We start from the raw sequence: 22,774 nt of genomic DNA, 5'->3' as shown, positions 1-22,774 counted from the left end.
CCCCTGCTGACCGAGGTTGTCAGTCGTCCTCGTCGTCCTTCACTTCCCGGATCTTGTCCTTGTAGCGGGGCAGCTCTTTCTCCAGTCGCTTCATGTCCTTGATGGCGTTGAGAAACAGGCCGAGCAGGAAGAGCAGGGGCAAGCCTATCCAGAGCCAGAGGTTCATGTGCTACTCCTTTCGTCGGTGGCCAGGGTGACATAGCGGGCCAGGATCTCGTCGAGGTTGGCCAGTATGGTCGCCTTGCCTTCAATATCCGCCTGTTGCAGGCAAAGTGCCAGCGCGGCCGGGTCGAGCCGCTGCTCGCGGGACTCAGGCGCAAAGCTGAGGTGCCAGGGCTCGTAGGCGACGCCGCTGCCGGCACCGGCCGGCTTGGCATAGGGCAGGAAGAAGCCGAAGTCGTTCATGCGATCCTCCAGCCACTCGCTCAAGTCGGCAAACCAGCCCCCCTCTTCATACTCCCAGGGCTCCAGCGCCAGTTTGGTGCCGGCGGGCAGGCAGTCCGGGTCGTAGATGTCGAGATCGGTGCCCCAGTGGTGGCGACTGGTGCCAGGCAGGGCGCTCCAGTGCAGGATGGCGTGCAGCCGCTCCTCGTCGCTCAGTTGCAGGGCGTCGATGGGCTGGCTATGGGCATCGAGCAGCGGCCGCTCGCCGCGCCACTTGCCGTTCCAGATGGCGAGCTGGCGATCGAAGCCCCGCCAGCTGGAGGCGGGCTGCAGGTTGAAGCCGGCGTGGGCGGCGGCCACCTGCATGTCGTTGAAGGCCGCCGCGGTGGCGGCCGTCAGCCGGTGCGGGCCTTGCCCCACCAGGATGAGGTGACCCTCATCCTGGCCCAGTAGCTGATCCTGGGTCATGCCAGCAACCTCTCGAGCACCCCTTGGTACATGTCTGCCAGCAGATCCAGGTCGTCCGCCTTCACGCACTCGTTTACCTTGTGGATGGTGGCGTTGACCGGGCCCAGCTCGATCACTTCCGCCCCGGTGGGGGCGATGAAGCGCCCATCGGACGTTCCCCCCGTGGTGAGCAGGGCCGGTCGCTGACCGTTCACCGCCTCGATGGCAGAAACCGCCGCCGCCAGCAGCTTGCCGGTGTCGGTGAGGAAGGGCTGGCCGGAGAGGGTCCACTTGATCTGGTAATCCAGACCGTGCCGCTCGAGCAGGGCTTCGACCCGCTCGCGGATCGCGGCATCGGTGAGCTCGGTGCTGAAGCGGAAGTTGAACTGGACGTGCAGTTCGCCGGGAATGACGTTGGAGGCACCGGTGCCCGCCTGGATGTTGGCGATCTGGAAGCTGGTGGGGGGGAAGTAGGCGTTGCCCTGATCCCATTCGATGGCGGCGAGCTCGGCCAGCGCCGGGGCCGCCTTGTGGATCGGGTTGTCCGCCAGATGGGGGTAGGCGACGTGGCCCTGCACCCCGCGCACCAGCAGATCGCCGGTGATGGAGCCGCGCCGGCCGTTCTTCACCACGTCCCCCACCACTGCGGTGGAGGAGGGCTCGCCGACGATGCACCAGCGGATCTTCTCGTTACGGGCCTCCAGGGTGTCGATCACCCGGGTGGTACCGTTGATGAAGGGCCCCTCCTCGTCGGAGGTGATGAGGAAGGCAATCGACCCGGCGTGATCCGGATGCTCGGCCACGAAGCGCTCGACCGCCACCACCATGGCGGCCAGCGAGCCCTTCATGTCGGCGGCGCCGCGCCCGTAGAGCACGCCATCCTGGATGGTCGGCTCGAACGGCGGGGTATGCCATTTGTCCAGCGGGCCGGCGGGCACCACGTCGGTGTGGCCGGCGAAGCAGAACAGTGGCCCTTCGCTGCCGCGGCGGGCCCAGAGGTTGGTGGTGTCTTCGAACACCATGGGCTCGATGACGAAGCCGAGCTTGGCGAGGCGCTCCGCCATCAGGGTCTGGCACCCTTCATCCAGCGGGGTAACGGAGGGGCGGCGGATCAGATTCTTGGCCAGTGCGATGACATCCGACATCGTTTTTCCTTAACGAGAGAAGAGGGATTGGTAGTGATCGGCCTTGAAGCCCAGAGTCAGCTCGCCGTCTTGGTCCAGCAGCGGGCGCTTGATCATGGCCGGGTGCTCCAGCAAGAGGGCACGGGCCTTGGCGGTGTCGAGCCCCTGTTTGGCTTCGTCCGGCAGGGCGCGAAAGGTGGTGCCGCGGCTGTTGAGCAGCGCCTCCCAGCCGAGCTGGTTCAGCCAGCGGTCGAGGTCGGCCGGGTTCAGGCCGTCGGCCCTGTGGTCGTGAAAGCGGTAGTCGATGCCGGCCTGCTCCAGCCACTTGCGGGCTTTCTTGATGGTGTCGCAGTTCTTGATGCCATAGAGGGTGGTGGCCATGGGGAGTCCTTTGTCTGCGGGCATGGGCCCGGAAAGCCGAAACTTGAGTCCTGAAACGGGAAATCAAGAGGAGGCCCGATTCTGGCATTGTGGCGATCCCAAGGCAACGCCGATGCGCATGGGGGCGGTGAGGCGAGGCGCTGGTCGGGCCTGGGAGGAGGGGAAAAGTACCCGGCGCAGGACGCGCCGGCGGGTATCAGAGTTCGCTCTGGGTGCGACACCAGAGGTGCAGTTCGGATTCGAACCAGTTGAGCATGGCGTTGTTGTCGTCGCGACGATGGCGAATGAGGCTCACCTCGAAGGTGGGCAGGGTAAAGCGGGTTTCGTACTCCACCAGATCCAGCAGCGGCATCAGCGGACGCAGCACCCGGGCAGGGGAGGTTAGCAGCAGAGGCGCGTAGGGCAGGATGAAGGGGGCCGCCAGAAAACTTTGTACTATCAAGGGGGTGTGTCGGGTCATGCCGTGGGCAGCCAGCAGATCATCGACGATGCCCCCTTCGCTGCCGCGGGGGGCGACCAGCAGGTGCTGGGCCTGGGCGAAGGATTCGATGCACAGCACCTGACCCTGCAGCGGATGGCTGCGGTGGGCGGCGCAGATCAGCTTGTCCTCGAACAGCGGGATGCGGCGAAAACGGCCGGGCACCTCGTCCTGTTTGCTGATCACCATGCTGATGACCCCTTCGTCGAGCTGGCTCTCGTAGTCCGCATTGAGCGGCACCATGTGGATGCGCAGGTTGGGCGCCTGCTGCTGCAGCCGGGCCAGCAGGCTCGGCATCATCACGTATTCCACATAGGTGTGGGCCCCGATGCGCAGCACCCCCTCGAACTGGGCGGGGTCGAGCTGTTCTGGCGGGCTGAAGGTCTGCTCGATGTCGCGCAGGATCTCTCGCAGCGGCAACAGCAAGGCCTCTGCCCGGGCGGTGGGTTCCATGCCCTGGGGGGTGCGGATCAGCAGGGGATCGTCATAGAGCAGACGCAAACGGGCCAGTGCCCGGCTGACGGCCGGCTGGCTCATGGCGAGCCGTTCGGCGGCCTTGGTGGTGTTGCGCTCCTCCAGCAGTGCCTTGAGCACCACCAGCAGGTTGAGGTCGACGCCTCGTAAATTCATTCTGTGCATAATGGAATACTAATAAATCATTTCCTTAAGCAGGGCCTTCACTTTAGTCTCATTTCCCGTCGATGGTCAGCATGAAGCTTGGGTAAATCAGCGATTTATGCAAACCCATGTTGTCCTGTTACCTCTTTCGCGTGGTGCCGGAGGTGGCAAGATTCGACAGCCTGAACTCTTTACTCTGGTCATCCAGAGCGTTGCTTGCTTAGTACCCGCCGTCTCGGCGGGTTTTTTTTGCCTGCGGTTCAGGAAAAAGGGGCCCGAAGAAGTACAAAACGCGCCGGTGGGCGCGTTATGGTGAGGGACTGAGCACTCAGGGCGCAACCGGCCACTGGTAGTCAAACACCTTGGCCCGCTCCCAGGGGGCGTCCGGCAAACTGGAGGAGAGGCCGGTATATTTGCCCACATCGTCCACCACGATGGCGGAGAGGATCGGCAACTGATGCTCGGTGCAGTACATGCGGATGCGTTGCAGCAGCGTGCGCAGCTCATCCTGGCAATTCTCCAGCCCGGCCTGCCTGGCCAGCTTGGAGTAACGAATGGTGGTGCGTTCCTTTGCAGACTCGACGAGGATGTCCCATAGCTTGTAGTCGCAGGTCGTCATGCCTGCGGTGGCTCGGTCTGTCATAACTCTCTCCGGCGCGAAACGGTCTCTGTGTGTCGTTGCGCATCTTGGCCAGTTCACTGGCCCCTGACGTTGATCCAAAGCAAAAAAGCCTGAGGTTATTCGCCAGAACGCGTGGCAAAGGGATTCTAAAGGTTTGCCTTTAGTTTAAAAGACCGTTTTTTGTTAAGTGTGTAGCATTTTATTTTATCGAAGTGCGGTCAAGCCATCTTTCTTGACAGGGATCAATGGGAAAGCGCGGTCGGACCACTAGATTTCGCTCCTCGATAACTTTATCAGGAGTGAATATTTGGAACTCGTCTTCGTCTTGCTCGTACTGCTGGCCGTGGTCTACGGCATCATCAAGGATTACAACCCGCAGGCGGTGCTGGCACTGGCCGGCATGACCATCTTCACCGTCGCCTACTGGCTGGGATTGCACCCCATTCTGCCCGCCGACAAGAGCACCGGCTTCGCCCTGTTCGACCTGTTTGAGGTGTTCAAGGGGATCTTCTCCTACCGGGCGGCGGGGCTCGGCCTCACCATCATGGCGGTGGCCGGCTTTGCCACCTACATGTCCCATATCGGCGCCTCCCAGGCGCTGGTGCGGGTGGCGGTCAAACCGGTGGCGGGCATCCAGTCCAGCTACCTGATGCTGGCCATCTGCTACCTGGTGGCGGTCTTCGTCTCCCTGTTCGTCACCTCCGCCACCGGCCTCGGCCTCTTGTTGATGGTCACCATGTATCCGGTGATGCGCAACCTCGGCATCAGCCCGGCCTCCGCCTGCGGTGTCATCGCCACCTCCCAGGCGTTCGAAATCGGCCCGACCCAGACCAATGCTATCTTCTCCGCCGGCCAATCCGGCATGGATCCCACCAGCTATTTCGTCGACTACCAGATCTGGCTGGTGGCCCCCATGTTGCTGGTGACCATGGTGCTGCACTTCTTCTGGCAGCGGCACTGTGACCGCCAGGATGGCTGGGATCCGGCCCAGCATCGGGGCGAGCACGCTGAGCTGGACGAGAAAGGGGCAGACGAGGTGCCCGTACCGACCTGGTACGGCCTGCTGCCCATCATCCCCTTCGTGCTGATGATGACCTTCTCCAAGCTGCTGGTGAGCGACATCAAGATGAGCGTGGAGGTGGCCATGCTGCTGTCGGTCTTTATCGGCATGCTGTGCGAGCTGCTGCGTACCCGCTCGGTGCGCAGCGCCTTCGCAGGGCTCTCCAGCTTCCTCGACGGCATGGGCAAGGTATTCGGCCCCGTGGTGGCGTTGATCGTCTGTGCCGAGCTGTTTGCCGAATCCCTCAAGGCCATCGGTGCCATCGACACTCTGCTGCTCTCGGCCAGCAATGCCGGCATCGGCAGCGGCCTGATGACCTTGGTGATGGTGGGACTCATCATGGTGGCGGCGGTCATCATGGGCTCGGGCAACGCGGCTTTCCTGAGCTTCTCGACCCTGGCCCCCGCGGTGGCGGCCAAGTTTGGGGTGCCGGCGGTGACCATGCTGCTGCCGATGCAGCTCGCCTCCAGCATAGGCCGCACCGTCTCCCCCATCGCGGCGGTGCTGATCGCCTGCGCGGGCATCGCCAAGGTCTCCCCCTTCGTGGTGGTCAAGCGCACCTGTGTGCCCATGGCTGGCGCCGTGGTGACGGCGCTCACCCTCAACTATCTGCTGTTTATGTAAGCGGGTGGCGGACGGCATGGGTCGTTCGCCCCTTTCACTCGGCTATCGGACGGGAGGCGTGCCCTCCCGTCCCAGGAGATGACAATGACAGACTCTCGCAACGCTTTTTCTCTGGACGCCTACCTGGCTGATCTGGCCCCCCTCATCAACCTCGATTGCGGTACCCGCACCCCGGCCGGGGTGGCGACGGTGGCCGACATCATGACCGAGAAATATGAGGCCATCGGCTGGCAGGTGACTCGCCACCAGTTCGCCGCCGAGTGCGGCCCCTGCCTCGAGGCAACCAATGCTCCCGGCGCCAGCCATTACGACGTGATGCTGGTGGGCCACATGGACACCGTCTTCCCCGTGGGCACGGCGGCCAAGCGCCCGCTGAAAGTGGAAGACAATCAGGCCTTTGGCCCCGGCGTGTCGGACATGAAGAGCGGCCTGCTCTCCATTTGGTATGCCCTCAAGGGGATGGACCCGGCCGTGCTGGCCAAACTGAAGGTGCTGGTCTGCTGCAACTGTGACGAGGAGATAGGCTCCCCCTGGTCCAAGGAGTGGCTGGTGGAGAAGGCCAGACAGAGCGGCTGCGTGCTGGTGGCCGAGGCGGCCCGCCCGAACGGGGATCTCATCAGCGCCCGCAAGGGCAATGCCAAGTACCGCATCACCTTCCACGGCAAGGCTTCCCACGCCGGCTCGGCGCTGAGCGAGGGGATCTCCGCCATCACCGAGCTGGCCCATTGGGTGCTCGCCATCAACCAGCAGGTCAACCTCGACACCGGCACCACCATGAACGTGGGGGTGGTGCAGGGAGGAACCGGCGTCAACGTGGTGCCGGACTTTGCCGAGGCGATCGTCGACCTGCGCTTCTGGAACAATGACGAAGCGGCCACCGTGCACGAGCGGCTCACCTTCATGGCCAACAACCCCTTCCTCGCCGGTTGCCGGGTCGAGGTGGATCGCCAGAGCTTCAAGCCGGCGATGCGCCCGAGCGGTGACACCGAGGCGTTGATGGCGCTGGTGGAGGCGGCGGCGAAAGAGGAGGGGGTCCCCTTCAACTGGCTGGAGGCCGGTGGCGGCTCGGATGCCAACTTCACCGCCGCGGCGGGCGTGCCGTCGCTGGATGGCTTCGGCCCCATGGGGGGCGGCTTCCACTCGGAGGCTGAGTTCCTGCTGCTGGAGAGCATCGAGCCGCGCATCCGCCTGTTGCAGCGGGTGTTGGGCAAGCTGGCAAGATAGGCAGCATGAAGAGCAAAACGGGAGGCCATCGCCTCCCGTTTTTTATCTGTTGTGCCGGTGCAGACCGGTCGAACGGAACTGCGTGCTACTCCTCACCCTCCAGCAGATAGGCGAGCTGCTCCTGACGGGCGACCTGCCAGCGGCCGAGCACCAGCGGAGCTGTAAAACCCGGGCCGTCGGTCACCATGGTGTGGTACTCCCCCTGCTCGCCGCAGGCATCGAAGCCTTGGGTTGCTGCCAGCTGCTGCAACTCGGCTAGGGTGGCCGCATCCAGCGTGCGTCCCACCCACTCGGAAGCCAACACTTTGGTATCGACGCAGGAGAGGTGGGCGACGATGCCGCGGGCCAGCAGATCCGCCAGCAGCGCCTCGCGGGATAGCTGCCAGAGCGGCGTATGCACGGTGAGACCAAGCGGGCGACAGCGCTCGCGGATCCAGTTAGGCGCGCCGCCCACGCTGTCGATATCGCCGGTGACCACCCCATCCAGTTGCCACTCCTCCTTAAGCTTGGCCAGCGCCCGCTCATAGCCGAGATCGAACGGCGCCTCTATGGTGACCAGCCGATGGGGCAGCCCGAGGGCCGCCGCCTGTCGACGCACTTGTGACAGAGGATGGGCGAGGAAGCGGGGCGAAGGGGGGGCAAAGGTGGCCAGTGCCACCACCTGATGACCCGCTTCACGGGCATGGCAGAGCGCCTGCATGGCATCCTTGCCGCCGCTCCAGAGCACGATGACACGAGACATGGGGGGAGATTCCGCAAAGAAAAAGAGGGGTCATGCTACCCAGAGTGCAGGCGGTTGGCAAAGCGGGAAGGTGAGCGAAAAGCACAGGCCCCCGAGCGGGGGCCTGTGGAACGGATTGCGCGGTGCGACTCCGTCAGAGCAGGATGCTGGTCAGGATAAAGCCCAGCGAGCAGGAGGTCACCACCCCGATCAGCCCCGGGATGATGAAGCTGTGGTTGATGATGAACTTGCCGATGCGGGTGGTGCCGGAGCGGTCGAAACCGATACAGGCCAGATCGCTTGGGTAGGTCGGCAGCACGAAGTAGCCGTAGCTCGCCGGCAGGAAGGCGATCAGCAGCTTGGGTTCGACCCCCAGCGCCAGCCCCATGGGGGCGATGGCGGTCAGCGCCGCGGCCTGGCTGTTTACCAGCTTGGAGATGAGGAACAGCACCAGGGCGTAGGTCCAGGGCTGGGCCTGTACCACGTGGGCCAGGGTCTCCTTGAGCAGCGGCATGTGGGCCTGGAAGAAGGTTTCGCTCATCCAGGCAACCCCGAACACGGAGAAGATGGCGACCATGCCTGCCTTGAAGACGGCGCCGTTGGCGATCTCGCCCGGCTTGACCTTGCAGCGCATCAGTATGATGGCGCCGGCGATCAGCATCATCATCTGGATCACCAGGTTCATGGAGAGCGGGCCGGTTTTGTCCTTGATGGTGAAGACCGGACGCAGACCTTCGTTGGCCCCCAGCAGTACCACGGCAGCGATGGCGGCGAAGAAGATCCAGGTAGACCAGTAGGCCTCTTTCGGGAACTTGGTGTTGAGCAGGGTTTCACCGCCGCCGTAGATAAAGGCGCGCTGCTCCGGATCCTGGATCTTGGCCTGGAACTCTTCGTCCTTGTCCAGATCCTTGCCACGGCGCAGGCTCCAGAGGGCCGCCACGATGACGCCGGTCAGGGAGGAGGGGATGGCGATCATCAGGATGTCGAGCAGACCGTAGGCCTGACCGATGCCGTGACCGGCCGCCAGGATGGAGACCATGGAGACCACGGCCACCGAAACCGGCGAGGCGCAGATGGCCATCTGGGAGGCGACGGAGGCCACCGCCATCGGGCGCTCGGGACGGATGTTCTTTTGCAGCGCGATGTCGGCGATGATGGGGAACATGGTGTAGACCACGTGGCCGGTACCGCACAGGAAGGTGAGGGTCCAGGTGGTGAGCGGGGCCAGTATGGTGATGTATTGGGGGTGACGGCGCAGCAGACGCTCTGCCACCTGCATCATCAGGTTGAGACCGCCAGCGGTCTGCAGGGTGGCGGCACAACCGATCACCGCCAGTATGGTCAGCATCACCTGCACCGGCGGTTCGCCCGGCACCAGACCGAACACGAAGGTCAGCAGGAACAGACCGATGCCGCTGATGAGACCCAGCCCCATACCGCCAAACCGGGTACCCAGCAGCAAGCAGCCGAGTACCACCAAAAATTCCATCAAGATCATTCCATTACCTCGCGTTATTTAATCCATGTAAGTGCTGTGTTGGGCGCATGGACCGGGATTGTCTGTTTTTTATTTAGCCCTAAAGGGTTAGTGGTTATTTTGCCTGCCACAAGGGGGCAAAAATTTGAGGTACTTCAATAACTCATCGCTTTTTGATTTAACGCCATAAAAACCACGTATTAACCATTTTGTTATTTTAGGGGTAACGGGTGGCATCGTATGGAGCTTGAAGGCGGGCAGGGTAGCAGGATAAAAAGGCGAGGGGAGCGGTTTGTTGCAAAAAAAGTGATTAATTGTGGCCAAGACAAGCCGGTGGCAGGGGAGCGGGCAACAAAAAGCCGACCCTGAGGTCGGCTTTGTCGGCAAAGTCCCGTAATCAGAACTCGGCGGTGCGTGGGGTACGCGGGAAGGGGATCACGTCGCGCACGTTGCCCATGCCGGTCACGTAGACCACCAGACGCTCGAAGCCCAGACCGAAACCGGAGTGCGGCACAGTGCCGTAGCGGCGCAGGTCGCGGTACCACCAGTAGTCTTCCTTGTTCAGGCCCATCTCGGCCAGACGGGCATCCAGCACCTCGAGACGCTCTTCACGCTGGGAGCCGCCGATGATCTCGCCGATGCCCGGGGCCAGTACGTCCATGGCGGCAACGGTCTTGCCGTCGTCGTTGAGGCGCATGTAGAAGGCCTTGATGTCTTTCGGGTAGTTCTTCACTACTACCGGTGACTTGAAGTGCTCTTCGGCCAGGTAGCGCTCGTGCTCGGAAGAGAGATCGATACCCCAGGAGACCGGGAACTCGAAGCTCTTGCCGCAGTTCTTCAGCACTTCGATGGCGTCAGTGTAGTCAATCTGGGCGAAGTCGGAGGCGACGAAGCGCTCCAGACGGCCGATGGCGTCCTTGTCCACGTGCTGAGCGAAGAACTCCAGATCGTCGCGGCGCTCGCTCAGCACGGCGTTGAAGACGTACTTCAGCATGGCTTCGGCCAGCGCGGCGTTGTCTTCCAGATCGGCGAAGGCCACTTCCGGCTCCACCATCCAGAACTCGGCCAGATGGCGGCTGGTGTTGGAGTTTTCGGCGCGGAAGGTCGGCCCGAAGGTGTAGACCTTGGACAGGGCGCAGGCGTAGGTCTCGACGTTCAGCTGGCCGGATACGGTCAGGAAGGTCTCCTTGCCGAAGAAGTCCTTGTCGTAGTCCACCTTGCCTTGTGGGGTGCGCGGCAGGTTTTCCAGATCCAGGGTGGAGACGCGGAACATCTCGCCGGCGCCTTCGGTGTCGGAGGCGGTGATGAGCGGAGCCGCGATCCAGAGGTAGCCCTGTTCGTGGAAGAAGCGGTGAATGGCCTGGGAGAGGCAGTTGCGCACCCGGGTCACGGCGCCGACGATGTTGGTGCGGGCACGCAGGTGGCCCTGCTCGCGCAGGTACTCGATGCTGTGGCGCTTGGCGGACATGGGGTAGGTGTCCGGATCTTCGACCCAGCCCACCACCTTGACCTCGGTGGCCTGCAGTTCGAACGCCTGGCCGCTGCCCTGGGACTCGACCACGGTGCCGGTCACTTCGACGGAGCAAGCTGTGGTCAGACGCTGCACTTCATTCTCGTAATTGGCCAGGGTATTGGGGACGACGGCCTGTACCGGATGGAAACAGGAGCCATCGGAAACGGCCAAAAATGAGATCCCCGCCTTGGAATCACGGCGGGTCCGGATCCACCCTTTCACTGTCAGGGTGGTGCCGACCGAATACTTACCGGCCAGCACATCTACTACGGATGCGTGCGTCATCGAAATATTGTCTCCAGCTTGTTCTTGCAGCGCTATTTGCAACACTAGGGGTCTGGCCCGGGCACAGATGGCCCACCATGGCAGACTAAGCCGTTCATCTTACCCGCGCAGGTTTGATAAACAAGCAAAAATGTCGGACTCTGGGGGGGATTTCGGCGCCAATCACTTCATTGGCGGGCCAGCGGAACGGGGGATGGACGTGAAAGAGCGGCGACGGGGGCCGGACGGGCTGACACGGGTGTTGCGGGGGCTGGTGATCCTCTGCTGGGGCGGCTTTATCGTGCTGCTCTCCCTCTACCACTTCGCCCGGCCAGAGGTGGCCTACGGTTTTCTGGTCTATGGCGGGATCAAGGTGCGCCAGAGCTGGGATCCCCAGCTCACCCCCTGGCTGCTGCACGGGCTCTGGGGATGCTGCCTGCTGACCCTGGCGGTGCTGCTGGCAGAGCGTTGGCGCTGCCGGCGGCGGGAGGACACGGGGCGGGTGCACCTGGCTATCTTGCTGCTGATCCTCGTCGCCAGCCTGCTGTTCTACTACCTGGGCTAGTCTGCCGGCTCGGAGGGGTCGCGGCTGGAGGGCGCTTGCCCCGCCCGCGGCTGCTCGCCAGCGGGGCGCTTGCCGAGCTGGCGCTCCACGCTGTCGAGCATCTGATTGTAGGCGAGCGCCACCCGACCAATCTCGTCCCCCTCATCCCCTTCCAGCCGGTGGCCGAAGTCGTGCAGGTCGGTGGCCTCCTCCATGGAGCGGGTCAGCTGGTTGAGAGGGCGGACGATCCAGGTACGGATGACCCAGAGGGTGAGCAGCAGCCCCAGCCCGAAGATGACGGTGAGGCTCAGGGCCGAGGTGAGAATGTTCTGCTCGACCCGGGTAAACAGGGTGTCGAGGGAGTAATCAAAGCGCACCGCCCCCAGCACGGTGTTCTCCGGCACCTGGTGGCAGCTGGTGCAATCGGTGCCGCGAAAATCCTTCTTGGCCAGCAGCGGACGGGTTACCACCAGCTTGCTGTGCATGCCGTCGTGTACCACCTCCAGGCTCCCTTTACCCGCCAGTGCCAGCTCGTCGAACCTGTCTTTGGACTGCTCGTGCTCGCGGCCGGCCCCGTACTGCTTGCTCACCGCCTCGCTGCGCACGATGCGGGCATCCTCCACGTGAGCGTGCTCGAGGAACTTGTCGCGCAGGGTATCGCGGGCTTCCATCTTGCCGGTCAGCATCAGCATGTTGAGGCCATCGAAATAGGCTTCGGTCTGCTCGCGGCTCTGCTCCTTGATGAGGGTCAGGATGAGATCGCGCTCGCGCACCGCCTGATAGGCCGCGGAAAACACCAGCACCATGGAGAAGATGAACAGCAGGAAGAAGTTGATTTTGGCAGCAATGGAGAGGCGCATGGGAACGGTACATCTGTTGGGTAAAACCCGCGCAGTCTACGCGTCTTGGCGGCCCGGGTCTGGTGTCTTGCTCACATTCTGATGAAAAAGATTCAAAAGACCCTGCCTGAGCGGCAGGGTCTGCGCTGTTGGCTCAGAACTCGCCGCTGTGGATGGTGGCGGCGATGGCGCCGGTCAGCACGGTCAACTGTGCCGGGCTGATGACGAAGGGCGGCATCAGGTAGATGAGCTTGCCAAAGGGGCGGATCCAGGCGCCCAGCTCCACGAACTTGCGCTGGATGCGCGCCACGTCCACCCGCTCCTTCATCTCCACCACCCCGATGGCGCCGAGCACCCGCACGTCGGCCACCGCCGGATGCAGGGTCAGTTCCACCAGCTCGGTGCGCAGCTGATGCTCGATGGCGCGCACCCGCTCCTGCCACGGCGAGGCCTGCAGCAGATCGATGGAGGCGTTGGCCACGGCGCAGGCCAGCGGATTGCCCATAAAGGTCGGCCCATGCATGAAGACGCCAGCCTTCCCATCACACACGGTGCGAGCCACATGTTCGGTAGTGAGCGTGGCCGACAGGGTGAGGTAGCCGCCGGTGAGCGCCTTGCCCAGACACATGATGTCGGGGCTGATGCCGGCCCAGTCGCAGGCAAACAGCTGGCCGGTGCGGCCAAAGCCGGTGGCTATCTCGTCGGCAATCAAGAGCACGCCGAACTCGTCGCACAGGGCGCGCACCCACTGCAGGTAGCGGGGGTGGTAGAAGCGCATACCGCCGGCGCCCTGCACTATGGGTTCGAGCACGATGGCGGCGATCTCCTCGTGATGGTCCGCCATCAGGGTGGCCAGCTCCACCACGCAACGCTCGTCCCACTCGGCGTGGAAACGGCAGCTGGGGGCTTCCACGAAATGGTGCTCGGGCAGGAACCCCTTATAGAGCTCGTGCATGCCGCCATCCGGGTCGCACACGCTCATGGCGCCGAAGGTGTCGCCGTGATAGCCACCGCGCAGGGCGACAAACTTGGCGCGAGGCGTCCCTTTGGCGTGCCAGTACTGCTGGGCCATCTTGAGCGCCACCTCCACCGCCACCGAGCCTGAATCCGCCAGAAACACCCGATCCAGCCCCTTTGGAGTGATCTCCACCAGCTTGCGACAGAGCTCCACCGCCGGGGCATGGGTCAGGCCGCCAAACATCACGTGGGACATCTTGCCGAGCTGGGCGGTGGCGGCCGCGTCCAGTTCCGGCACCTGATAGCCGTGCACACAGGCCCACCAGGAGCTCATGCCATCCACCAGCTCGCGGCCGTCGCTGAGGGTGAGGGTCACCCCCTTGGCGCTGGCCACTTCATAGCAGGGCAGGGGGTGGGTGAGGGAGGTATAGGGGTGCCACACATGGTGCAAATCGAATTCTTGGTTGGTCATTTGTTGTTCTGTTGTCAATTGAATTGATCTGGTCGGTGTTGACAGTCTACGCGCGCTCTCTACACTAGCCAACAATTTCAGCCACTTGGCCCTGCGCGCATCCCTGTTTGCCCGGGCCAGGCGGCGGGTTTTGCGCTTCTCTCTTGCAAGGAGCTCTTACAAAGACGTCTTGCAAGCAAGGCGGCGCAGGATCCCACCAATAACAACCGGAAGCCATGTATGAATGCTGTCACCGCGGGCGCTCACGCCCTTCGTCACGACTGGACCCTCGCCGAGGTTCAGGCCCTGTTTGCCCTGCCATTCAACGATCTGCTGTTCCAGGCCCAGACTGTGCACCGTACCCATTTCGATCCGAACGAGGTGCAGGTGAGCACCCTGCTCTCCATCAAGACCGGTGCCTGCCCGGAGGATTGCAAGTACTGCCCCCAGAGCGCCCGTTATCACACCGGCCTTGAGGCCGAGCGGCTGATGGAGGTGGAGAAGGTGCTGGAGCGGGCCCGCGAAGCCAAGGCCAACGGCTCGTCCCGCTTCTGCATGGGAGCCGCCTGGCGCAACCCCAAAGAGAAGGACATGCCCTATATCCTGCGGATGATCGAGGAGGTGCGCGGACTCGGCATGGAGACCTGCATGACGCTAGGCATGCTCACCGCCGATCAGGCGGCGCGCCTCGGCGCCGCCGGTCTTGACTACTACAACCACAACCTCGACACCTCGCCGGAGTTTTATGGCGACATCATCACCACCCGCACCTATCAGGACCGGCTCGATACCCTGGAGCATGTGCGCGGCGCCGGCATGAAGGTCTGCTCCGGCGGCATCGTCGGCATGGGCGAGCAGGCGAAGGATCGGGCGGGCCTCTTGATGGCGCTGGCCAACCTGCCGCGCCACCCGGAGAGCGTGCCCATCAACATGCTGGTCAAGGTGAAAGGAACGCCGCTGGAGAACCAGGAGAACCTGGACCCGTTCGAATTTATCCGCACCATCGCCGTGGCACGCATCATGATGCCGGCCTCCCACGTGCGCCTCTCCGCCGGGCGGGAGAAGATGAACGAGCAGATGCAGGCCATGTGCTTTATGGCGGGGGCCAACTCCATCTTCTACGGCTGCAAGCTGCTGACCACCCCCAATCCGGACGAGAACAGCGACATGCAGCTGTTCAAGCGCCTCGGCATTCGCCCCGCCCAGCGGGCCCAGAAGCCGGATCAGGTTCAAGAAGAGGAGTTGTTGGCCGAGGTGAGCCGCCAGAGCGAGCCCACCGAGATGTTTTATGACGCCACCCGCCCCCGTGCCGGGGCCGCGCGGTCATGACGGGCCCCGCAGTCACGGGCCCCTTCGGGTTGAGCGCAGCGCTCTCCGAGCGCGAGCAGGCGGGCCTGCTGCGCAGTCGCGTCGCCACCGACGGCGCGAGTGGCGGGCGCCTCAAGGTTGGGGGGGACGATTACCTTAACTTTTCCGCCAACGACTATCTGGGGCTGGCCGATCACCCCGCCATCAAAAGCGCCTTCCAGGAGGGGATTGACCGCTATGGTGCGGGCGCCGGCGCCTCGCCGCTGGTGACCGGTTACAGCCGGGCCCACCAACAGCTGGAAGAGACGCTGGCCGAGTGGCTCGGGCTGGAGGCGGTGCTGCTGTTCAACTGCGGCTTCTCGGCCAATCAGGCGGTGCTGAAAGCCTTGCTCGGCAAGGAACATCTACTGTGGCAGGACAGGCTCAACCACGCCTCCCTGCAGGAGATGGGCAGTCAGCTGCCCTGCAAGATGAAGCGCTTCGGCCACAACGACATGGCGGCCCTTGAGCGGCAGCTTGAGCCAAACCGGGGGCTCATCGTCTCGGAGGGGGTGTTCAGCATGGACGGGGATCAGGGCCCCTGGCGCGAGCTCGCAGCCCTGGCCGCACAGAGCGGCAATTGGTTGATGATCGACGATGCCCACGGCCTCGGCGTGCTGGGGCCGCAAGGGCGCGGCACCCTGGCGGCGCAGGGGGTGAACCCGGCCGGCGTGCACATCCAGATGGGCACCTTTGGCAAGGCGCTCGGGGTGGCTGGCGCCTTTGTGGGCGGCAGTCGCGAGCTGGTGGCGTATCTGGTGAACTTCGCCCGCCACTATGTCTACAGCACCCATATGCCGGCTGCCCAAGCCTGCGCGGTGAGCCAGAGCATCGAGCTGGTGCGCGCCGCCGACGAGGCCCGCGCCCAGCTTGGTGAACTCATCACCCGTTTCCGACAAGGGGCACAGGCGCTGGGCTGGCGGCTGGGTGACAGCAATACCCCCATCCAGCCGCTGCTGGTGGGGGAGAGCAGTGCCGCCCTGCGACTGGCCGAGCGGCTGCGGGAGCGCGGCGTCTGGGTGAGTGCTATCCGCCCGCCCACGGTACCGGTCGGCACGGCGCGCCTTCGCATCACCCTCTGCGCGGCTCACCGCGCTGAGGACGTGGATCGGCTGCTCGATGCCCTCGGTCCCTGCCAGGCCACCGACGAGAGAGGAGGCGCCCATGCTCCATGAGCGTTTTCAGGCGGTCGACAAGGCCCAGCTTGCCCGCCGTTTCGGCGCGGCCGCCCGCCACTACGACGCCCACGCCCGTTTCCAGCAGGAGGTGGGGCAGGCGCTGCTGGTGCGGATGAGCGCGGCGGGTGTGCATGAGGGGCTGGAAGGTCGCGGGCTCGATCTGGGCTGTGGTACCGGCTTCTTTCTGCCGGCTCTGGCCGGGCGTTGCAGCGAGCTGACCGGGCTGGATCTCGCCCCCGGCATGCTGGCCCAGGCGGCCCTTCGCGGCAGCGGCGCCCGCCTGCTGTGCGGCGATGCCGAGCAATTGCCCTTTGCCGACGAGACGTTTGACTGGGTCTTCTCCAGCCTGGCCTTGCAGTGGTGCGAGCGACCGGCCCAGGCCTTTGCCGAGCTGCACCGGGTGCTCAAGCCCGGTGGTCGGCTGCTGTTCTCGACTCTCTTGGCCGAGTCGCTCTGGCAACTGCGTGAGGCCTGGCGCACGGTTGACGAGTGTGATCATGTCAATCGCTTCCTCAGCCTGCCACAATTGCAGCATGCCATCGCCGCCGGTGGTTTTGTCGCCCCCGCGCTGGAGAGCCTGACCTGGTCGCTCGGTTATCCCGAGCTCAACGGTTTGCTGCGCGATCTCAAGGGGATCGGCGCCAGCCAGGTCAATGACGAGCGTCATACCGGCCTTGGCAGCCGTCAGCGCTTGTTGCGTCTGAGTGAGGCCTATGAGGCCCATCGTCAGCCTGACGGTCTGCTGGCCGCCAGTTATCAGGTTTGCCTCGGCCAGCTGATCCGCCGTTAACCGGCAGCCTTGGCCGAGAGAATTGAGCTGCGGGTGCCCCGCCATATCGAGCCTGGGCACCTGCGCCCTATTGAGGAGTCATCATGGTCAAATCCTTCTTCGTCACCGGCACCGATACCGATGTGGGCAAGACGCTGGTCGCCCGCACCCTGCTGCTGGAGTTCGCCGCGCACGGCATCCGCTGCGCCGGTTACAAGCCCGTCTCCGCTGGCTGTGCCCGCACTCCTGAAGGACTGCGCAATCTGGATGCGGTGCTGTTGCAGGAGGCGGCGAGCCTGCCGCTGCCCTACGATCTGGTCAACCCCTACGCCTACGAGCCACCCATCGCGCCCCATATCGCCGCCAGCGAAGCGCGCAATGCCATTACCCTGAAGGGGTTGTCGGACGGGCTGCGCCAGATTGAACAGGCGGGGGCCGAGCTGGTGGTGGTGGAGGGGGCGGGGGGCTGGTTCCTGCCACTCGATCGCAAGCACCTGCTGTCGGACTGGGTCAAGCAGGAGAACATGCCGGTCATCATGGTGGTGGGGGCCAAACTGGGCTGTCTCAACCATGCCCTGCTCACCTTCGCCGCCATTCGCAACAACAACCTGCCGGTGGCGGGCTGGGTCATCAACCGGCTGCACGGCTCCATGAGCCACTATCAGGAGAATCTGGACACCTTGCGGGGCTTGCTGCCGGCCCCGTTTTTGGGTGAAATACCCTTTGTAAACAATCCGCTCGAGGCTGATCTGCGCGGGCGACTCGACATTTCGCCCCTGCTCTGAATCCGACATTCAGCGAACATTCATAGAAACTGTCTATTATGCGTGACAGGTGTGGCCCGACCGGCAGCGAACTGGTGACGGGCCACGCATCCATATCTCACAAGGAGTCAATATGAAGCGAATTATGCTATTCCTGGTGACCAACCTGGCCGTCATGCTGGTGCTGGGGGTGGTACTCAATATCCTGTTCTCGGTTCTGGGGATCAACAAGTCCAGCATTTCCGGTCTGTTGGTGTTCTGCGCCGTGTTCGGTTTTGGGGGTTCCTTTATCTCCTTGCTGATGTCCAAGTGGATGGCCAAGCGCAGCTATGGCGTCCAGGTCATCGAGCAACCCCGCAACGAGACCGAGCACTGGCTGGTCAGTACCGTGGCCCGTCAGGCCCGTGAAGCGGGCATCAAGATGCCGGAAGTGGGGATCTACGACTCCCCCGAGATGAACGCCTTCGCCACCGGCGCCCGCCGTGACGACTCGCTCGTCGCCGTGTCGTCCGGTCTGCTCTACAGCATGAGCCGTGACGAGGCGGAAGCCGTGCTGGCCCACGAGGTGAGCCACGTGGCCAACGGCGACATGGTGACCCTGACCCTGATCCAGGGGGTGGTGAACACCTTCGTGATGTTCTTCGCCCGCATCGTGGCCGGCGTCATCAGCAACTTCTTCAGCTCCAACAACGAGGAAGAGAGCAGCAGCACCGGCGGTTTTGCCTACATGATCACCGTGTTCGTGCTGGAGATGCTGTTCGGCGTGCTGGCCTCCATCATCGTCATGTGGTTCAGCCGTCAGCGTGAATTCCGCGCCGATGCCGGTGCCGCCAAGCTGGCAGGCCGCGACAAGATGATCGCCGCCCTCGAGCGTCTCTCCCGCGGTGCCGAGCCGCAGCTGGAAGGCTCCATGATGGCGTTTGGCATCAACGGCAAGCGCTCCATTAGCGAGTTGTTCATGAGCCACCCGCCCATCGAGCAGCGCATCGCCGCCCTGCGCGGTTAAGCGAAAGTGCCAATGAAAACGGCTGCCCTCGGGCAGCCGTTTTGCTTTGTGCGCTTTGCGCTACAGCTTGAAGTGGGCCATCTCCTGGCGCAGCAGCCGTGACAGCTGCTTGAGCTTGGCCGCCTCCTGCGAGACGTGGCGGGCGGCATCCCCCGACTGCTCGGAGAGGGAGGTGATGTTGCCGACGGTGGAGACCACCTCGTTGGCGGCGGTGGACTGCTCGCGCAGGGTGTGGCTGATCTCCCCCATCAGGCCGGTCAGGTTGGAGGCGTGATCCTGGATGCTGGCGATGGCTGCGCCGGTCTGGCTGGCCAGGCTCACCCCGCGGGAGACGTTGTTGACCGTGTTCTCCATGCTGCGGATGGAGGCGTCCGCCCCGCTCTGAATTTTGCCGATCATGCCGGTGATCTGCTGGGTGGAGGCGGCCGAGCGGCTGGCGAGGTTGCGCACCTCGTCGGCCACCACCGCAAAGCCGCGTCCCTGCTCGCCGGCCCGGGCCGCCTCGATGGCGGCGTTGAGCGCCAGCAGGTTGGTCTGATCGGCGATGCCGCGGATCACCTCGATGATCTCCGAGATCTGCTGGGTGTGGCTGTTGAGATCCGCAATGCTGCTGGCGGCGTTGGAGACGGTGTCCGAGATGCTCTGGATGCTGTCGAGGGTCTGCTTGATGACCCCGGAGCCCTCTTCCAGGGTGTTGGCGGAGATCTTGCTGAGCTCGTCAGCGTGGGTGGCGTTGTCCGAGAGGTGGCTGATGCTCACCACCAGCTCCTCGATGGCGGCCGCCATGGTCTGGGTACTGGTCTGCTGGGAGGTGGCGAACTGGGCGGTCTGCTCCGCTATCTGGGCGATGCTGTCGGCCGAGCCTGAGAGCTCTTCGCTGGAGTGGGAGACCTGGGCGATGATCCCCTTGAGGGTGCTCTGCATGGTGGCGAGCAGGCCGATCAGGCTCTCCTTGGCACCGGCCGGCACCTTGATCGGCTGGGAGAAGTCCCCCTCGGCCAGGTGGTTGAGATCGCTTCTTAGCTGATCGACCGAGGTGCCGACCAGGTCGATCAGCGCCTTGTAGGTGCGCCAGAGGAAGAACATCAACACCAGGCCGAGCGCGATGAACAGGTAGCGCAGCATGGCGGACTGGCTGGTGGCGTCATCCACCGCCTGCTGGGTGCGGGTTTCCATCATGACGTAGAAGTCGTCGATGGGGGACATGATGCGCCCCTTGTTCTGGTGATAGGCCTTGTCATGCATCATGGCGATGGCCTTCTGCTGGTTGGCGGCCAGATCGCCATCGGTCTGCTGCACCAGCTTGAAAGCGGCCACCTCGGTGTTGACCAGGGCATCTGAGTTGTTCTTGGCCTCGTTGAGCTTGGCCAGCTCGCCCTCGGTGAAGCCGGCATCCTTCATCAGATCGATGAGGCCGCGGCGCACCTGGCTGTCGGGCCGCGGGTTCTGGCCGTTGGCGGCGACGAAGTCCCAATAGATGCGGTTGTAGCCCTGCGGCCGGTTCTGCTCCCCGTTGCGAATGGCCAGGATCCGCATGTACTGCTGCTCGTAGGCGGGATCCTTGGTGATCACGTAGGTGCGGCCGAGGCGGGTCAGATCGTCGGAGGATTGCCGCAGTTCATCGGCCAGCAGATAGGATTGGTAACGTTGCTGATAGCTCTGTTCGATCTGTTTTCCCGACCAGCTGTAGGCGAAAAATACCAGCGACAGCAGGATCAGGGTGATGACTGAGAGCAGCAGATTGAGCTGAAAGGCGGGTCTGTTCTGTTCCATGGTTTGAGCGTCCTTATTCTCACCGATAACCCCCTTTGTCACGCGGCGAAGGCCGGTACTTCTGTGGGGTTTTATTGTTGTTGCAGTGAGTATAGGAGCGCTCTTCGCCAAGGCTGCAGCGGGTCGGCGAAAAGGTGCGAGAAAGGAGGCGCGAAGGCAAAGGAGGGGAAAAGCGCGGCCGGGAGCATGCACCCGGCCGGCGGTATTATTGTGCCTCGATCACCTTATTTGATGACGATGTCGGTGAGGGGGACGGCGCAGCAGGTGAGGATCTTGCCCGCGGCTCGCTCGGCGGCGGTGATGGCGGGGGCATCCGGGTGATCCACTTCACCCGAGACCAGGGTCTGCTTGCAACTGCCGCAGATGCCGGCGCGGCAGCTCCAGGGCAGCTCCACCCCTTGCTTGTGGGCCTGATCCAGCACTGTGCCCTGATTGTTGCCGGCAAACGCCTGCTCGCCGATGCGCAGCTGCACCGCCTGATGGGGGCGGGAGAGGGAGAGGATGGCGCCGCCAAAGCTCTCCTGGCGGATCCGTCCGGCCGGCACCCCAAGGGCGGCCAGTCTGGTGGCCGCATCGGCCATAAAGCCGTGGGGGCCGCAGATAAACACTTCTCGCTGTTGCAACCCTTTGATCTGTTTGAGGTGAACCTCGTCCAGCCGCCCCTTGAGCCCCTGCCAGTGCGTATCGGGCTGGCTCAGGATCAGGGTGAGGGTCATCCCCTGCTGCGCCAGGGCGTGCAGCTCGGCGGCGGCGGGAATGTCCGCCTCGCTGCGGCACAGGTGCATGAAGTGCACGTCGCCGAGCTCCCCGCGCAAGCCTAAGGTGCGGGCAATGGAGAGCATGGGAGTGACCCCCGAGCCCGCCGAAAGCAGCAAGAGATTGCGATCCCGGCCCAGATGAAATTCGCCGGCGGGGTTGGCGGCCAGCAGACGGTCACCCACCTGCAACTGCTGGTGCAGCCAGTGGGAGATGCGGCCGCCCCCCACCTTCTTGACGCTGATGCTGTAACGCTCCGGCTGCTCCGGGGTGGAGCTCAGGGTATAGCGACGCTGCAGGCGCTCGCGCCGCAGACCCAGGCCAATATCCAGGCTGATGGGCAGGTGCTGGCCAGGCAGATAGTCGGGCAGGGGCTCACCATCGGCCGCCTCGAACCAGAAGCTCTCCAGATCCCGTGCCAGCGGCTCGCGGGCCACGCACACCAGCTCCCGTTTTTTGGGGGCCGCGTTGGGGTAGACAGGTGCGCGGGCGCGCTCCAGCACCTCTATCTCGCTGCCCGCCTCAATCCACCCCTCGTTGAGGGCCACCAGGTTCTGACCGAAGTAGACCTCGCCATCCTCGCCGCGCCGGTAGCGGGTGAGGGTGGCCAGCGGCTCTTTCAGGGCATTGAAGCGATCCGTGCCCGGCTCCACCGTGGTCATGATGCAGCGGCTGCAAGGCTTGGCCACCAGGAACTCCACCTCGCCGATGCGGATCCGCTTCCAGCCGTCCTCCTCGAAGGGGAGGGTGCCGCTCGCCACTAGGTTGGTGCGAAACTGGCTCATCTGGTGCAGCGCGTCGGATCTCAGGTTGAGATCTTCCAAAGACGCCTGGCTTATCAGCAGCAGGGGGTAACCGTCGGCAAAGCTGACCCGGGTGCCGGTCTTCTCCCGAAAGCGGGCAGACTCTTCGCCAAGCCAGAGCAGCTGCACCGGCTCCCCCGCCACCTTGCTCAGCCACGCATCGGCCTGGGCGTGGGTGTGCAGGGCGTTGAAGATGTCTTTCCAGACGCCGGTGGCGCGGGACGCGCGGCTGAACTCGGTCTCTTGCAGGGTGAGCGGCTCGAAGCCCGGATAGCGCAGCTGCAGGCCGCCCTCGATGGGGGTGGCCACCACCTGCTGCAACTGGGGATGGGTGCGGGCCGTGATGAAGCTGCCGTCCGGTTTGACCACCATGTAGCGGCGATCCCCCTGCAGCCCCTCTTCGGTGACCAGGGCGCGGGTCAGTGGCATGCCTGCCGTCGACTTGATGGGGTAGAGATGAATGCTGGCGAGTGTTGGCATGGCCGAATCCTTGTGCGATGGCGGTTCCAGTGCAGGAGACAGGCGGGCGAGCCCCGTTCCGTGCAGCAATGGTTGCAGGAATGGCGTTCACCCGGAGTGGCCGACGATGCGGTGTCGCTTGCGGGGCGTGAGCCCGAGCGGAGTTCCTGCAGACGGGCAAGATGTTACAC

At 63.9% G+C, this 22,774-nt stretch carries 21 protein-coding genes; 8 read left to right on the top strand and 13 right to left on the bottom strand.

Going from position 1 to position 22,774, the window contains the following annotated elements; translation table 11 throughout:
• Positions 1 to 19: 19 nt before the first annotated feature.
• The 6 genes from ACB031_RS10765 to ACB031_RS10740 all read right to left on the bottom strand — a co-directional run bounded on the left by ACB031_RS10765 (position 20) and on the right by ACB031_RS10740 (position 4,075).
• On the bottom strand, positions 20 to 166 hold the full coding sequence (locus tag ACB031_RS10765) for a hypothetical protein (protein WP_005298986.1): 147 nt from the start codon (positions 164 to 166) through the stop codon (positions 20 to 22).
• Positions 163 to 852, bottom strand: a complete 690-nt coding sequence (locus ACB031_RS10760) for a M15 family metallopeptidase (RefSeq protein ID WP_010634524.1) — start codon at positions 850 to 852, stop codon at positions 163 to 165. The genes ACB031_RS10765 and ACB031_RS10760 overlap by 4 nt, the downstream gene beginning before the upstream one ends.
• Positions 849 to 1,976, bottom strand: coding sequence for a succinyl-diaminopimelate desuccinylase (dapE, locus tag ACB031_RS10755; RefSeq protein ID WP_319909863.1), 1,128 nt, complete (start codon positions 1,974 to 1,976; stop codon positions 849 to 851). The genes ACB031_RS10760 and dapE overlap by 4 nt, the downstream gene beginning before the upstream one ends.
• Before the next feature lie 9 nt (positions 1,977 to 1,985).
• A complete protein-coding gene (locus tag ACB031_RS10750) occupies positions 1,986 to 2,336 on the bottom strand; it encodes an ArsC family reductase (RefSeq protein ID WP_017779579.1) in 351 nt (116 codons plus the stop codon).
• 196 nt (positions 2,337 to 2,532) lie between these two features.
• Positions 2,533 to 3,444 carry a LysR family transcriptional regulator gene (locus ACB031_RS10745; protein ID WP_042889121.1) on the bottom strand — a complete coding sequence of 304 codons (912 nt, stop codon included), beginning with the start codon at positions 3,442 to 3,444 and terminating at the stop codon, positions 2,533 to 2,535.
• Positions 3,445 to 3,760: 316 nt separating this feature from the next.
• Positions 3,761 to 4,075 carry a hypothetical protein gene (locus ACB031_RS10740; protein WP_005298999.1) on the bottom strand — a complete coding sequence of 105 codons (315 nt, stop codon included), beginning with the start codon at positions 4,073 to 4,075 and terminating at the stop codon, positions 3,761 to 3,763.
• Between the two features lie 286 nt (positions 4,076 to 4,361).
• Here ACB031_RS10740 and dcuC point away from each other — a divergent pair, with 286 nt between their 5' ends.
• Together dcuC and ACB031_RS10730 are read left to right on the top strand one after the other, a co-directional pair.
• Positions 4,362 to 5,738: a C4-dicarboxylate transporter DcuC gene (gene dcuC, locus ACB031_RS10735; protein ID WP_371139532.1), complete on the top strand. Its 1,377-nt coding sequence runs from the start codon at positions 4,362 to 4,364 to the stop codon at positions 5,736 to 5,738.
• 84 nt (positions 5,739 to 5,822) lie between these two features.
• Complete coding sequence (locus tag ACB031_RS10730) at positions 5,823 to 6,962, top strand: M20 family metallopeptidase (RefSeq protein WP_371139531.1); 1,140 nt, start codon at positions 5,823 to 5,825, stop codon at positions 6,960 to 6,962.
• 85 nt (positions 6,963 to 7,047) lie between these two features.
• Here the strand turns inward: ACB031_RS10730 and ACB031_RS10725 are convergent, their stop codons facing one another.
• The 3 genes from ACB031_RS10725 to asnS all read right to left on the bottom strand — a co-directional run bounded on the left by ACB031_RS10725 (position 7,048) and on the right by asnS (position 10,958).
• On the bottom strand, positions 7,048 to 7,704 hold the full coding sequence (locus ACB031_RS10725) for a hypothetical protein (protein ID WP_371139530.1): 657 nt from the start codon (positions 7,702 to 7,704) through the stop codon (positions 7,048 to 7,050).
• Positions 7,705 to 7,837: 133 nt separating this feature from the next.
• The gene (locus ACB031_RS10720) at positions 7,838 to 9,181 is read right to left on the bottom strand and encodes an anaerobic C4-dicarboxylate transporter (RefSeq protein ID WP_005299013.1); all 1,344 of its coding nucleotides are present in this window, start codon (positions 9,179 to 9,181) and stop codon (positions 7,838 to 7,840) included.
• A gap of 376 nt (positions 9,182 to 9,557) precedes the next feature.
• The gene (gene asnS, locus ACB031_RS10715) at positions 9,558 to 10,958 is read right to left on the bottom strand and encodes an asparagine--tRNA ligase (RefSeq protein ID WP_005299016.1); all 1,401 of its coding nucleotides are present in this window, start codon (positions 10,956 to 10,958) and stop codon (positions 9,558 to 9,560) included.
• A gap of 193 nt (positions 10,959 to 11,151) precedes the next feature.
• On the opposite strand from asnS, the gene ACB031_RS10710 reads away from it, so the two are divergent.
• Positions 11,152 to 11,502: a hypothetical protein gene (locus ACB031_RS10710; RefSeq protein ID WP_010634517.1), complete on the top strand. Its 351-nt coding sequence runs from the start codon at positions 11,152 to 11,154 to the stop codon at positions 11,500 to 11,502.
• Here ACB031_RS10710 and ACB031_RS10705 read toward each other — a convergent pair.
• Both ACB031_RS10705 and bioA read right to left on the bottom strand, forming a co-directional pair.
• Complete coding sequence (locus tag ACB031_RS10705; protein ID WP_371139529.1) at positions 11,499 to 12,341, bottom strand: HAMP domain-containing protein; 843 nt, start codon at positions 12,339 to 12,341, stop codon at positions 11,499 to 11,501. The genes ACB031_RS10710 and ACB031_RS10705 overlap by 4 nt on opposite strands.
• Before the next feature lie 133 nt (positions 12,342 to 12,474).
• Complete coding sequence (bioA, locus tag ACB031_RS10700) at positions 12,475 to 13,749, bottom strand: adenosylmethionine--8-amino-7-oxononanoate transaminase (protein ID WP_371139528.1); 1,275 nt, start codon at positions 13,747 to 13,749, stop codon at positions 12,475 to 12,477.
• Between the two features lie 219 nt (positions 13,750 to 13,968).
• Between bioA and bioB the strand changes: the two genes are divergently transcribed.
• The 5 genes from bioB to htpX all read left to right on the top strand — a co-directional run bounded on the left by bioB (position 13,969) and on the right by htpX (position 18,792).
• Entirely contained in the window at positions 13,969 to 15,057 is a 1,089-nt protein-coding gene (gene bioB, locus ACB031_RS10695; protein WP_085735272.1) for a biotin synthase BioB, read from the top strand.
• Positions 15,054 to 16,250, top strand: coding sequence for an 8-amino-7-oxononanoate synthase (bioF, locus tag ACB031_RS10690; RefSeq protein ID WP_371139527.1), 1,197 nt, complete (start codon positions 15,054 to 15,056; stop codon positions 16,248 to 16,250). Before bioB ends, bioF begins: the two co-directional genes overlap by 4 nt.
• Entirely contained in the window at positions 16,240 to 17,043 is an 804-nt protein-coding gene (gene bioC / locus ACB031_RS10685; RefSeq protein WP_371139526.1) for a malonyl-ACP O-methyltransferase BioC, read from the top strand. Before bioF ends, bioC begins: the two co-directional genes overlap by 11 nt.
• 83 nt (positions 17,044 to 17,126) lie before the next feature.
• Positions 17,127 to 17,807: a dethiobiotin synthase gene (gene bioD / locus ACB031_RS10680; protein ID WP_267999697.1), complete on the top strand. Its 681-nt coding sequence runs from the start codon at positions 17,127 to 17,129 to the stop codon at positions 17,805 to 17,807.
• A 112-nt stretch (positions 17,808 to 17,919) separates the two neighbouring features.
• On the top strand, positions 17,920 to 18,792 hold the full coding sequence (htpX, locus tag ACB031_RS10675; protein ID WP_371139525.1) for a protease HtpX: 873 nt from the start codon (positions 17,920 to 17,922) through the stop codon (positions 18,790 to 18,792).
• 60 nt (positions 18,793 to 18,852) lie between these two features.
• On the opposite strand, the gene ACB031_RS10670 is transcribed toward htpX, so the two are convergent.
• Both ACB031_RS10670 and ACB031_RS10665 read right to left on the bottom strand, forming a co-directional pair.
• On the bottom strand, positions 18,853 to 20,565 hold the full coding sequence (locus ACB031_RS10670) for a methyl-accepting chemotaxis protein (RefSeq protein WP_017786069.1): 1,713 nt from the start codon (positions 20,563 to 20,565) through the stop codon (positions 18,853 to 18,855).
• A gap of 224 nt (positions 20,566 to 20,789) precedes the next feature.
• Positions 20,790 to 22,604 carry an MOSC N-terminal beta barrel domain-containing protein gene (locus ACB031_RS10665; RefSeq protein WP_371139524.1) on the bottom strand — a complete coding sequence of 605 codons (1,815 nt, stop codon included), beginning with the start codon at positions 22,602 to 22,604 and terminating at the stop codon, positions 20,790 to 20,792.
• Positions 22,605 to 22,774 lie beyond the last annotated feature (170 nt).

The sequence above is a fragment of the Aeromonas sp. S8(2024) genome, from assembly GCF_041403085.1.
Lineage (GTDB): Bacteria > Pseudomonadota > Gammaproteobacteria > Enterobacterales > Aeromonadaceae > Aeromonas > Aeromonas dhakensis.
Note: the sequence above shows the minus strand (reverse complement) of the source record. Positions and strands in the feature narration are given on the sequence as shown.